Genomic DNA, 12,300 nt, shown 5'->3' on the forward strand with positions numbered 1-12,300 from the left:
GTCAGGAGCAGGCGGCGTTCTGCGGGGCGCCCGCCGGGCCGTTGGCGGTGAAGCCGACCACCACGGACGCGCCGGGCGCGAGCGTACGGGCGTAGTCGGGCCCCTTCGCCGTCCACGTCGTGCCGGACTGGCTGACGACCGCGTTCCAGCCGTTGACCAGCGTGACGCCCGACGGGTACGTCCAGGTGGCGCTCCAGCCGTTGATGGGCGAGGAGCCGGTGTTCTTGACGGTGACCTCGCCCTGGAAGCCGCCCTGCCAGGAGTTCACCTGCCGGTAGGCGACGGTGCACTGGCCGGGCGGCACCTCGGTCGGCGTGCCCGACGGCGAGCTCGTGGGGCCGCCGACCGGCGGGATCAGGTACGGCTGCAGGATGTCCTGCTTGGCCTGGTTGATGGTGGTCCAGTCGTCGTTGACGATGCCGCCGGTGTCACCGGAGTTCGGGTTCCACGACCAGTACGTGAACGACATCCCGTTGACCCCGGTGCCCATGTACTTCATGAGCTCCTGGAGCCAGATCTTGTCGACGTTCGAGGCCAGCGTGGTGCCGAACTCGCCCAGCATGATCGGTGCTATGTTCTGCTTGTAGAGGTAGCCCCAGTACTTGTCCCAGATGGCGGGCATGTTCGCCGGGTAGGCGGGGTCGTCGAACCAGCTCTGGTGGTAGACCGAGGTGGCGTACTCGTGGGGGGAGTACACCAGGCGGTTGGCCACGTTCAGCCGCACCGGGAACTGGCCGGCCTTGGACAGGTTGCCGCCCCACCAGCCGCAGTCCTCGTCGTTGCTCGGGTCGCCGTCCCAGATGTTGGGCTCGCCGCCGCTCGGGCAGCTGACGCCCTCGACGAAGATCAGCCAGTTGGGGTTGACGGACAGGACGGCGTTCCCCGCCCGCTCGGCGGCGAGCCGCCAGTCGCGGGACTGGTCGCCGCAGCCCCAGCAGGCGCCGGTGGCGTTCGGGTTGGTGCCCTGCGCGTGCGGCTCGTTGTGCAGGTCGGCGCCGATGACCGTCGGGTTGCCCGCGTAGTGCTGGGCGAGGGCCTTCCAGTCGTTGATCCAGGTGGTCTCCGGGGTGGCGGGGACATACCAGAGGGGTGACTGGCCGGCCGAGGTCGGGCGGTGGCGGTCGAGGATGATCCGCATGCCCTTGGTGCCCGCGTAGTCGACGACCTTGTCCAGGATCTGCATCGGCGACAGGCCGACCAGGTCGGGGTTGACGTAGTCGTTGACGCCGGTGGCCGCGGCCCCGGGCTTCAGCGCGTCGTTCGAGTACGGCACCCGCAGCGTGTTGTAGCCGAGCCGGGCCATCAGGTCGATCTGGCTCTTCCACGGATTGCTCGACCACAGGCCGTGGAAGGTCTTGTTGTCGGTCTCCATCCCGAACCAGTTGATGCCGGTCAGGCGCACGGTCGCGCCCGTACTGTCGACGATCTTGTTGCCGCTGGTGCGGAGGTAGCCGGTGCCGGTGCCGGCGGCCGCTCCGGCGGGAGCGGCCGTGGTCAGCGCGACCGTCACCGCCGCGCCCGCCACGAGCGCGGCCAGGGCGGACGTCGCCACCTTGGACAAGTGCATGGGGGTGCCCTTTCGAGGAGGGGAACGCGGCCGTCATGCTCGCCACCGTCCTCGCCGACCGTCAATGCGCGTGCCCGCGACACCCACCTTGACCTGCGCGGACGCGTGAAACTTTCACCTCTGCGGCGACGGGGTCACCGGCCGGAGTGATCATCCCTACCTGCGAGGTCGACCGGCCCCGCAGGGTGCGAGACTGAACGCATGGTGGATGACGAGCATCGCCCCCTGATGCCGAACATGCGGCTCGACGAGCTGCTGTCGGAGCTCCAAGTACGGCTCAACGCCGTGCTTGCCACCCGCGACCGCGTGCACGCCCTGCTGGAGGCGGTCGTGTCCGTGGGCAGCGACCTCGATCTGGAGACCGTGCTGCGCACCATCGTGGAGACCGCGACCAAGCTGGTGGACGCCAGCTTCGGCGCGCTCGGCGTGGTCGGGCAGGAACAGACCCTCGTGCAGTTCATCCCGGTGGGGCTGAGCGACGAGGAGATCGCGGCCATCGAGCACTGGCCCCACGGGCTGGGCCTGCTCGGCCTGCTGATCAAGGACGCCCGGCCGCTGCGGCTGGGCCGGATCTCCGACCACCCCGAGTCCTACGGCTTCCCGCCCGGCCACCCGCCGATGGGCACCTTCCTCGGCGTGCCCATCCGGGTCCGGGACGAGGTGTTCGGCAACCTCTACCTGACGGAGAAGCGCGGCGGCGGCGAGTTCGACGAGGAGGACGAGGCCATCGTGATCGCGCTGGCCACGGCCGCCGGCGTCGCCGTCGAGAACGCCCGGCTCTACGAGGAGTCGCGCCGCCGCGAGGCGTGGCTGGAGGCGTCCACCGAGGTGACCACCCGGCTGCTGTCCGGCGGCGGCACCCGCGAGGTGCTGACCATGGTGGCGGCGCGGGCCCGGCAGATGACCGACGCCGACCTGGCCAGGATCCTGCTGCCCGACCCGGCGGGCGAGCGGCTGCTGGTCGAGTTCGCCGAGGGCACGGCCGAGGATGAGCTGACCGAGATGTCCTACGCGCTCGACGGGACGGCCGCCGGCGAGGTCTTCCGCGAGGGGCGGCCGCTCCACTCGCCCGACCCGCTCGACGCCGACTCCCGGCTGCGCGAGCTCGGCTACGGCCCCGAGCTGCTGCTGCCGCTCGGCGCGGGCGACTCCGTACGCGGCGTGCTGGCCCTCGCCAAGTGCGTCGGCCGCATGCCGTTCAGCGCGGGCGACGTGCGGGCGCTGGAGGCGTTCGGCGGGCAGGCGGCGATCGCGCTGGAGCTGGCCGACACCCGCCGCGACGCCGAGCGGCTGAGCCTGCTCGAAGACCGCGACCGCATCGCGAAGGACCTGCACGACGTGGTCATCCAGCGGCTGTTCGCCACGGCCATGACGCTGATGAGCACGGTCCGGCTGGTCGAGCACCCCGAGGCGTCCGGCCGGCTCCAGCACGCGATCGACGAGCTGGACGAGACCATCCGGCAGATCCGCTCGACCATCTTCGCCCTCCAGAACGTCAGGGAGAGCGCGGTCCCGAGCCTGCGCGGCCAGATCGTGGAGCTGGTGGAGGGCGCGCGGGGTCACCTCGGCTTCATGCCGGGGCTGCGCATGGAGGGCCAGCTCGACGCCAGGATCTCCGACGACCTCGCCGAGCAGCTGCTCGCCGTCCTGCGCGAGGCGCTGTCCAACGTGGTCCGGCACGCGAAGGCGACCAGGGCCGACGTGGCGGTGGAGGTGACGGGCGACCTGCTCGCGCTGTCGGTCCGCGACAACGGCGTGGGGCTGCCGTCCGGCGGGCGGCGCAGCGGCCTGCGCAACCTGGAGGAACGGGCGACGCGGCTCGGGGGGTCGTTCACGGCCGGACCGGGAGAGCAGGGCGGGACCGCGATCAGTTGGACTGTGCCCTTGTGATCCGGCGTCCGCTGATCTGCTCCAGGCTGACCCGGACGTAGTGGTCGAGCCTGCCCGGCACCCACGGGTCGAGCGGCAGCGCGGCCAGGCGGGCCGTCTCGGCGGGGTCGGTGATCGCGTCGGCGTGCCCGACGACGCTCACCGACCAGCCCGTACGCAGCACGGGGTCGTAGTCGTCCACCTCGAACGCGACCACCGCCCGCCGGGTGGCCGCCGCCAGCTTGGAGCCGACGCCGGTGCGGATGACGATGCCGTCGCCGTCGAGGCAGAACGCGACCGGCTGCACCGCGGGCAGCGCCCGGTCGGTGAAGACGATCCGCCCGATGGGCGTCGAGGCGAGCAGGCGCAGGCACTCCTCGTCGGTGAGCACCTGGAGTCCGGACGAATCGAGTCGCATGCCTGCCAGCATCGCCGCCGGACGGGGCGGACGCTTAGGGACGAAAGTCCCTTCATGCCCGCCGTTCCGCCAGGACCGACCCGGTTACGGGCGGCGTTCGGTGCGCAACCGGGCGGACAGGGCGGCGGCCTGGGTGCGCCGTTGCATGTTGAGCTTGGACAGCAGGTTGGAGACGTAGTTCTTGACCGTCTTCTCGGCCAGGAACAGCCGCTCGCCGATCTGCCGGTTGGTCAGCCCCTCGCCGATGAGGTCGAGGATGTGCCGCTCCTGCTCCGACAGCCCCGCGAGCGGGTCCTTCCTGGCCGCCTGCTCGCGCAGCCGCTGCAGCATGGCCGCCGTGGTCTGCGGGTCGAGCAGCGACTGCCCGGAGGCGACCGTCCGCACCGCGCCGACCAGGTCGGAGCCGTGGATCTGCTTGAGCACGTAGCCGGAGGCGCCGGCCATCACGGCGTCGAACAGCGCGTCGTCGTCGGCGAACGACGTCAGCATCAGGCACGCGAGCCCCGGCACCCGCGAGCGCACCTCGCGGCACACGTCGACGCCGTTGCCGTCGGGCAGCCGGACGTCGAGCACCGCGACGTCCGGCTTGAGCGCGGGGATGCGCGCGATCGCGGACTCGGCGGTGCCGGCCTCGCCGATGACCTCGATGTCGTCCTCGGAGTCGAGCAGGGCCGCCACGCCCCTGCGCACGACTTCGTGATCGTCGACAAGGAACACGTGAATCATGACTCCACGCTAGCCGCCGACCGGCCCTGTCAGGTAGGGACCTAGGTCCCGGATCGGGAGCCGGGGGTCACCGCCGTGAGCTGGCCCAGCTCCCGCTTGAGTATCTTGCCGGTGGGGCTGGTCGGCAGCTCGGCCACGAACGTGATGTGCCGGGGATACTTGTACGCCGCCACCCGCTCGCGGACGAACCCGCGCAGCTCCTCCCCGCTCACCGGCGCCCGCACCGCGACCACGGCCGCGACCTCCTCGCCCAGCTCCGGGTGCGGCACGCCGAGCACGGCCGCCTGCCGCACCGCCGGGTGCTCGTACAGCACCTCCTCGACCTCGCGCGGGTAGACGGTGTAGCCGCCGCGGATGATGATGTCGCGGCGGCGGCCCACCAGGAAGAAGAAGCCGTCGTCGTCCACCCGGCCGAGGTCGCCGGTGTGGAACCAGCCGTCGCGCAGCGCCTCGGCGGTGGCCGCCGGGTCGTTCCAGTAGCCCTTCATGACGTTGGGGCCGCGTACCACGATCTCGCCGATCTCGCCCCGGGGCAGCTCGCGGCCGTCCTCGCCGACCACCTTCATCTCCACGTCCCTGATCGGGCGGCCGATCGAGCCGGGGCGGCGGCCGGGACCGCCCCGGTTCGCGGCGGCGACGGGCGAGGTCTCGCTCAGCCCGTAGCCCTCGACGATGCGGCAGCCGACGCGGGCCTCGTACGCGCGCAGCACGTCGAGCGGCAGCGCCGCCCCGCCCGAGGTGCACACCCGCAGCATCGACAGGTCGGACACGCCGGGATGGTCGAGCAGCGCGATGAACATGGTCGGCACGCCCTGGAACACCGTCACCCCGTCGCGCCTGATGACCTCCAGCGCCCGGCCCGCCTCGAAGCGGGGCAGCAGCGTCAGCCGCGCGCCCGCGTGCACGGTGGCGTTGAGCGAGCAGGTCTGGCCGTAGGTGTGGTAGAGCGGCAGCGCGCCGAGCACCACGTCGTCCACGCCGAGCGCGTGCATGCGGGCCACGGCCTCGGCGTTGCCGGCCAGGTTGGCGTGGGTGAGCTCGACGCCCTTGGGCCGGCCGGTGGTGCCGGAGGTGTAGTGGAGCACGGCGGTGTCGTCGGCGCGGGTGCGGGCCGGCTCGCGTTCGGGGGGCACGGCCCGCAGCAGCCGGGGCAGCTCGCCGGGCACCACGAAGAAGCAGTCGGCGGCGGTGCCCGCCGTCCCGGCCTCGGCGGTCTCGGCGAAGGCGTGCCAGGCGAGCAGCAGCCGCGCCCCGCAGTCGCCCAGGTAGGCGGCGATCTCGCGGCGTTTCAGCAGCGGGTCCAGGGGGACCGCCACGGCCCCGGCCCGCAGCACCCCGTAGTAGACGACGCCGAACTCGGGCACGTTGGGCAGCATGACGGCGACCCGGTCGCCGCGGCCGATCCCGCGGCGGCGCAGCAGCCCGGCCAGGCGGGCGCTCAGCTCGTCCAGCGCGCCGTAGGTCAGCGCCGCCCCGTCCAGCGTGAGAACCGCTCGGCCGCCGAGCCGCGCGGCGGCGTGGTGGAGCCGGTCAGCGAGGTTCATGGGAGGACCGTACGCCGGCGCGCCGCCGCCCCTCATCGGTCACGGCGGCCAGTCTTTCCCGGCCGTCGTTGGTGGGGACCGCGTCCTGCAGCGCGATCGCGACGAGCAGCTCGACGAGGTCGTTGATGGAGCGCAGGCTGCGCCCGGTCCGCTCCTGGATGCGGCGCATCCGGTACTGCGCGGTGTTGGGGTGGATCTGGAGGCGTTCGGCGGCGGTGCGCAGGTTGAGGTCGGCCGCCGCGAACGCCCGGATCGTCGCGGTCAGCACGCCGCCACGCGCCCGGTCCTCCTCCAGCAGCGCCGTGATGCGCGGGTCCACCAGGTGGCGGGCGGTGTCGTCGGCCCGCAGCGCCAAATACTGGAACGGGGTGATCCTGGGCAGCGCCGCGACCCCGCCCTCCTCGGGCACGAAGTCCAGCACCGCCCGCGCCTCCTGGTACGCCTGCGGGATCTGCGCAGGCCCGGCCACCGGCGTGCTGATCCCCAGGGCGAGCCTGATGCCCTCGCCGGCGAGGCTCCCGACCACGGCCTGCAGCCGGTCGCACAGCTCCCCGGCCTCCGCGCCGGGCCCGAGCACGGGCACCGCCACGATCTCCGACTGGCGCACGACCGACAGCGTGCGGGCCCCGTTGCCGCCGGTCCTCGCCAGGGCGGCGCAGGCCGCGTGCCTGGCCTCGGCGTCCCTGTTGAGCCCGGCGGCCTCCGTGGCGGGGGCCTCGACCAGCATGGCGACCACGACCAGCAGCGGCGTGCGGGCGTCCGGCGCGAGGCCGTGCGCCTGCGCGGCGGCCAGCTCCCTGCCGCGGGTGGGCGTGCCGCCGGCCAGCAGGGTCTCCAGCAGGCCGCGGCTCTCCCGTACGGACTCGGCGGCGGCGTACTGCTGGAACTCCATGTAGGCGTACGCGGCCTGCGTGCTCGCGAAGTCGCAGTAGCGCATCTGGGCGACCGCCAGCGACAGCGCCGCCTCCCGCCCGGCGGGCGTCGGGCCGGCCCGCTCGACCAGCGACTCCCAGAAGACGCGCTGGCCGACCCGGTAGGCGTTGATGTAGTCGGCGAGCGGCACCCCGGCGCGGGCGCGGCGCATCGCGGCCCGCCGGACGAAGGCGATGTCGGCCGCCGTCACGGGCCGCTCCTCCAGCAGCACCGCGAGCTTGGCGCGGTAGTGCCGCAGGACCTGGTCGCGTACGTCGGCGTGGAAGTCGACGCCCTGCGCCGCGTACGTGGGCACCTCGGCCCGGATCGCCGCCCCTCCGGCGTCGGCCAGGTCGTGGACGTTGTCCAGCAGCTCGGCGAGGATCCGCGCGCGCTGCGCGCGGACGGCCTCGGTGCCAGTGAGCGTTTCCGTGCTGAAACGACCGGACATGCCGGGATGATCCATGCCCATGGCCGGGCGGTCAACGGGTCGTGACCGGGATGAGACCGTCGCTGTGCTCCGCGGACAACATGCCGCGGACATCTTGGGTCACCGTGCCCAATGCGGCCTCTGACGAGCGGATCCTACGCTGAGCCCACGCGTCAGAACAATGTTCTCCAGGAGGCCGGATGCTGGAGGTGCGCGATCTCACCGTCCGCTTCGGCGGCATCACCGCGCTGCACGGCGTGAGCTTCGCGGTGGCGCGCGGCGAGATGGTGGGGCTCATCGGGCCCAACGGCGCCGGCAAGACCACGCTGTTCAACTGCCTGACCCGCCGCTACGAGGCCGACTCGGGCGTCATCGCCTACGAGGGCACGGACCTGCGGGCGGCGGCCCCGCACGCGATCGTGCGGCTCGGCATCGCCAGGACCTTCCAGAACCTCGGCCTGTTCCCGCGCATGTCCGTCCGCGACAACGTGCTGGCCGGCGCGCACCACCGGGGCCGCGCCGGTTTCCTGACGGCCGGGATCCGGCTGCCCGGCGTGCGGCGCGAGGAGCGCGAGCTGCGCCGCGACGCCGACGCCGTCCTCGACCGGCTCGGCCTGACCGGGGTGGCCGAGCATCCGGCGAGCGGGCTGCCGTTCGGCACGCTCAAACGGGTCGAGCTGGCCCGCGCGCTGGTCGCCCGCCCCCGGTTGCTGCTCCTCGACGAGCCGGTCAACGGGCTGAACGCGGCCGAGGTGGCCGAGTTCGCCGGCACCCTCCGCGAGCTCAAGGACGCCTACGACCTCACCGTGGTCGTGGTCGAGCACCACATGGGCTTCGTGATGAGCGTCTGCCGCCGGATCGTCTGCCTGGACTTCGGCCGCAAGATCGCCGAGGGGTCGCCGGCCGAGGTGCAGCGCGATCCCGGCGTCATCGAGGCGTACCTGGGGACGGCCGTATGAGCTTCCTGGTGGTGGAGGGCCTGGTCGCCGGCTACGGCGAGGCGCGCGTGCTGCACGGCGTGGACCTCAGCGTGGCCGAGGGCGAGATCTGCGCGATCCTCGGCCCCAACGGCGCGGGCAAGACCACGCTGCTGCGCGCCCTGTCCGGCATGGTCAGGGCGCGGGGCGTGGTCAGGCTCGGCGGGACCACGCTGACCGGCCGCCCGCCCGACGCGGTGGCCCGGCTGGGCGTGGCGCACGTGCCCGAGGGGCGCGGCACGTTCATGCCGCTGACGGTCGAGGAGAACCTGCGGCTCGGCGCGTTCGTCCGGCGCGGCGGACGCGCTGTGGAGGACGACCTCGACCGCGTCTGCTCCTATTTCCCGCCGCTGCGCGACCGGCTCGGACAGGTCGCGGGCAGCCTCAGCGGCGGCGAGCAGCAGATGCTCGCGCTCGGCAGGGCGCTCATGCTGCGGCCCAAGGTGCTCCTGCTCGACGAGCCGTCGCTGGGCCTCGCGCCGCTGGTCACCCGGGAGCTGTTCCGCATCGTCCAGGCCATCAACCAAGAGGAGCGGACCACCGTGGTCGTCGTGGAGCAGAACGCCCACCTCGCGCTCGGCGTCGCCCGGCAGGCGCACGTCCTGGAGACCGGGCGCATCGTGCTGTCCGGCACGGCCGAGCGGATCAGGGCGGACGAGCAGGTCGCCCAGTCCTACCTCGGATACCGGGTGTAGCCGTGGCCGGGTTCCTGCAGCAGGTCGTGGAAGGGCTCGGGGCGGGCGCGGTCTACGCCAGCCTGGCGCTCGCCCTGGTGCTGATCTACCAGTTCACCGGGATCGTCAACTTCGCCCAGGGCGAGCTGGCCATGTTCTCCGCCTATGTCGCCTGGCAGGCCATGGCGGCGGGGCTGCCGTTCTGGGCGGCGCTGGCGCTCACGCTGGCGGTGTCGTTCGCGGGCGGGATGCTCATCGAGCGGATCGTGATCAGGCCGGTCGAGGGCGCGCCCGAGCTGACCCTGGTGATCGTCACCGTCGGGCTGTTCATCTTCGTCAACGCCGCCGCCGGCTGGATCTGGACGTTCCTCATCAAGGACTTCCCGAACCCGTTCCCGCGCGGCGCGCTGGAGGTCGGCGGGGTGAGCGTCGGCTTCTCGACGCTGGGCGTGCTCGGCGTCGTGGCGCTGGTCATGGGCCTGCTGTACCTGCTCTTCCAGCACACCAAGATCGGCCTCGGCATGCGGGCCGTGGCCGCGAACCCCGACTCGGCCCGCCTGGTCGGCATCCGCGTGGGCCGTACGCTCGCGCTCGGCTGGGGACTCGCCGCCACGGTCGGCGCGGTGTCGGGCGTGCTGGTCGCTCCGCTGCTGTTCTTGGAGCCCAACATGATGGGCGGCGTCCTCATCTACGCCTTCGCGGCGGCCACGCTCGGCGGGTTCGACAGCCCGGCCGGCGCGGTGGCCGGCGGCGTGATCGTCGGAGTGGCGGAGACGCTGGCCGGCGCGTACGTGCCCGCCATCGGCTCCGACCTCAAGATCGGGGTGCCCCTGGCGATCATCCTCGGCGTCCTCCTGGTACGGCCACGCGGGCTGTTCGGCCGAGCGGTGGTGGAACGCGCATGACCCAGGTCGAGGACGCCGGCGTGGACACGCGGCCCGCGCGCCGCCCCCTCCCTTGGACCCCCGTCGTGCGGCGCCGGGCGGCGGTGGCAGCGCTGCTGGCCGCCGCGCTCTACGCGCCGTTCCAGCTCGTCCCCTTCCACGTCTTCCAGCTCACGATGGTCCTGGTGTACGCGGTCGCGCTGCTCGGGCTGAACCTGCTCGTCGGGCACGCCGGGCAGATCTCGCTCGGGCACGGGGCGTTCTTCGCCGTGGGCGCGTACACGGCGGCGGTCCTGACGCACGGGCCCGGCCTGCCGTACCCGCTGACGCTGCCGGCCGCGGCGGTCGTGGCGTTCCTGCTGGGGCTGGCGTTCGGGGTGCCCGCGGTCCGGCTGCGCGGGCTCTACCTGGCGCTCGTCACCCTGGCCATCGCGATCTTCCTGGTGCCGCTGCTCAAGCGGTTCGAGCACGTCACCGGCGGCTCGATGGGGCTGACGCTGCCCAAGCCGGGCCCGCCGGCCTGGAGCGGCCTCGCCGAGGACCAGTGGCTGTACTTCCTCGCCCTCGCGGTCGCCGTGGCCTCGTTCGCGCTGGTGGGCAGCCTGCTGCGGTCGCGGGTGGGGCGGGCGCTGCACGCGCTGCGCGACGACGAGGGCGCGGCCGAGGTCATGGGGGTGCGGCTGTCGGCGTACAAGACGCTGGCCTTCGCGTGGAGCGCGATGTTCGCCGGCGTGGCCGGCTGCGTCTACACGTGGGTGATCGGGTTCGTCTCGCCTGACTCGTTCACCGTCAACCTGTCGATCACTTTGCTCGCCGGCCTGGTCGTCGGCGGGCTCGGCTCGACGGCCGGGCCGGTGCTCGGCGCGCTGTTCGTGATGTTCGTCCCCAGCATCGCGCAGGACCTCAACGAGGCCGCGCCGGGCGTCATCTTCGGCCTGCTGATCATCGCGGTGATGTACGTGGCTCCCACGGGCCTCGCCGGGCTGGCCGGCCGCCTGATCAGGAAAATCCCCCGGAAGGAGTAAGAGGGATGCGTGTATCTGCGATCGGCTGCGCGGCGCTGCTCCTGGTCGCCGTCGGCGCCTGCGGGGGGCGCGAGAGCGGCGGCGACGCCGGGACGGCCGCGTCCGGCCGGTGCCAGGGCCAGCAGACGACCGGCATCACCGACAAGAGCATCAAGCTGGGCGGCATCTACCCGCTGTCCGGCCCGGCCTCCGCCTACGGGGACATCCCCAAGGGCATCAAGGCGTACTTCGACTACGTCAACGCCGAGAAGGGCGGCATCGGCGGGCGGAAGGTCGAGTTCATCGTCCGCGACGACGGCTACCAGCCGCCGAAGGCCGTCGAGGAGGCCCGCAGACTGGTGGAGCAGGACCAGGTCTTCGCCCTGTTCCAGACGCTCGGCACCCCCTCCACCACCGCCACCTGGGACTACACCAACCAGCGCAAGGTGCCCCAGGTCTTCGTCGCGACCGGCGCGTCCAAGTGGGGCACCGACGCCGCGCACCCGTGGACCATCGGCTGGCAGCCGAACTACGTCTCCGAGGCCCGCGTCTACGCGCAGTACCTGAAGGCCGAGAAGCCGTCGGCCAAGATCGCCGTGCTCTACCAGAACGACGACTTCGGCAAGGACCTGCTCGGCGGCTTCAAGAAGGCCATCGAGGGCACTCGGCTCACGATCGTCGCCGAGCAGAGCTACGAGGTCACCGATCCCAGCATCGACCCCCAGATGCGCAACCTGGCCGGCTCGAAGGCCGACGTCTTCCTCGACGTCACCACGCCGAAGTTCGGCTCGCAGGCGCTGGCCGCCGACGTCAGGAACACCGGCTGGAACCCGCTGCACATCATCAACAACGTCGCCGCCTCGATCACCGTGCTCAAGCCGGTCGGCTTCGACAACGTGCAGGGCGTCGTGTCCAGCTCGTACTACAAGGACCCGAACGACCCGACCTGGGCGACCGACGCGGAGATGACGCTCTACAAGCAGAAGGTCAAGCAGTACGCCCCCGGGGCCGACCCGAACATCCCGTACCTGACCTTCGGCTGGGCCGTCGCCAGCAGCTTCCACAAGGCGATGGACGCGGCCACGTGCCCGACCAGGGAAGGGCTGCGCGACTCGGTGCGCAACCTGCGGGACGTCAAGATCGACATGCTGCTGCCCGGCGTGACGCTCAGCACCGGGCAGGGGGACGCGTTCCCGATCGAGTCGATGCAGCTGATGACGTTCAAGGGGCAGCGGTGGGAGCTGTTCGGGCAGGTCATCGACACGCGCAAGGAGTTCGGGCCGCTGACCGGCTGA

11 protein-coding genes are annotated in these 12,300 nt (G+C 72.3%); 6 read left to right on the top strand and 5 right to left on the bottom strand.

Going from position 1 to position 12,300, the window contains the following annotated elements; all coding sequences use genetic code 11:
- Nucleotide 1: 1 nt before the first annotated feature.
- Complete coding sequence (locus tag AC27IY_RS19150) at nucleotides 2-1,567, bottom strand: cellulase family glycosylhydrolase (RefSeq protein ID WP_487178735.1); 1,566 nt, start codon at nucleotides 1,565-1,567, stop codon at nucleotides 2-4.
- A 201-nt stretch (nucleotides 1,568-1,768) separates the two neighbouring features.
- Between AC27IY_RS19150 and AC27IY_RS19155 the strand changes: the two genes are divergently transcribed.
- Nucleotides 1,769-3,457, top strand: coding sequence for a GAF domain-containing sensor histidine kinase (locus AC27IY_RS19155; RefSeq protein WP_487178736.1), 1,689 nt, complete (start codon nucleotides 1,769-1,771; stop codon nucleotides 3,455-3,457).
- Here AC27IY_RS19155 and AC27IY_RS19160 read toward each other — a convergent pair.
- The 4 genes from AC27IY_RS19160 to AC27IY_RS19175 all read right to left on the bottom strand — a co-directional run bounded on the left by AC27IY_RS19160 (nucleotide 3,435) and on the right by AC27IY_RS19175 (nucleotide 7,487).
- Entirely contained in the window at nucleotides 3,435-3,854 is a 420-nt protein-coding gene (locus tag AC27IY_RS19160; RefSeq protein ID WP_487178737.1) for a pyridoxamine 5'-phosphate oxidase family protein, read from the bottom strand. The two genes, AC27IY_RS19155 and AC27IY_RS19160, sit on opposite strands and share 23 nt — an antisense overlap.
- Before the next feature lie 84 nt (nucleotides 3,855-3,938).
- Nucleotides 3,939-4,580: a response regulator gene (locus tag AC27IY_RS19165; RefSeq protein ID WP_487178738.1), complete on the bottom strand. Its 642-nt coding sequence runs from the start codon at nucleotides 4,578-4,580 to the stop codon at nucleotides 3,939-3,941.
- 41 nt (nucleotides 4,581-4,621) lie between these two features.
- Nucleotides 4,622-6,124 (bottom strand): long-chain-fatty-acid--CoA ligase, encoded by a 1,503-nt coding sequence (locus AC27IY_RS19170; protein WP_423477353.1) that lies wholly within the window; start codon nucleotides 6,122-6,124, stop codon nucleotides 4,622-4,624.
- Entirely contained in the window at nucleotides 6,111-7,487 is a 1,377-nt protein-coding gene (locus AC27IY_RS19175; protein WP_423477352.1) for a PucR family transcriptional regulator, read from the bottom strand. Before AC27IY_RS19175 ends, AC27IY_RS19170 begins: the two co-directional genes overlap by 14 nt.
- A 179-nt stretch (nucleotides 7,488-7,666) precedes the next feature.
- On the opposite strand from AC27IY_RS19175, the gene AC27IY_RS19180 reads away from it, so the two are divergent.
- The 5 genes from AC27IY_RS19180 to AC27IY_RS19200 are packed head-to-tail and all read left to right on the top strand — an operon-like array spanning nucleotide 7,667 to nucleotide 12,300.
- Nucleotides 7,667-8,425, top strand: a complete 759-nt coding sequence (locus AC27IY_RS19180) for an ABC transporter ATP-binding protein (RefSeq protein ID WP_423477351.1) — start codon at nucleotides 7,667-7,669, stop codon at nucleotides 8,423-8,425.
- On the top strand, nucleotides 8,422-9,138 hold the full coding sequence (locus AC27IY_RS19185) for an ABC transporter ATP-binding protein (RefSeq protein ID WP_423477350.1): 717 nt from the start codon (nucleotides 8,422-8,424) through the stop codon (nucleotides 9,136-9,138). The genes AC27IY_RS19180 and AC27IY_RS19185 overlap by 4 nt, the downstream gene beginning before the upstream one ends.
- A gap of 2 nt (nucleotides 9,139-9,140) precedes the next feature.
- On the top strand, nucleotides 9,141-10,022 hold the full coding sequence (locus AC27IY_RS19190; RefSeq protein WP_449949899.1) for a branched-chain amino acid ABC transporter permease: 882 nt from the start codon (nucleotides 9,141-9,143) through the stop codon (nucleotides 10,020-10,022).
- A complete protein-coding gene (locus AC27IY_RS19195) occupies nucleotides 10,019-11,026 on the top strand; it encodes a branched-chain amino acid ABC transporter permease (protein WP_423451845.1) in 1,008 nt (335 codons plus the stop codon). The genes AC27IY_RS19190 and AC27IY_RS19195 overlap by 4 nt, the downstream gene beginning before the upstream one ends.
- Nucleotides 11,027-11,031: 5 nt before the next feature.
- On the top strand, nucleotides 11,032-12,300 hold the full coding sequence (locus tag AC27IY_RS19200) for an ABC transporter substrate-binding protein (RefSeq protein ID WP_423451844.1): 1,269 nt from the start codon (nucleotides 11,032-11,034) through the stop codon (nucleotides 12,298-12,300).

The organism is Nonomuraea sp. B208 (assembly GCF_057536035.1).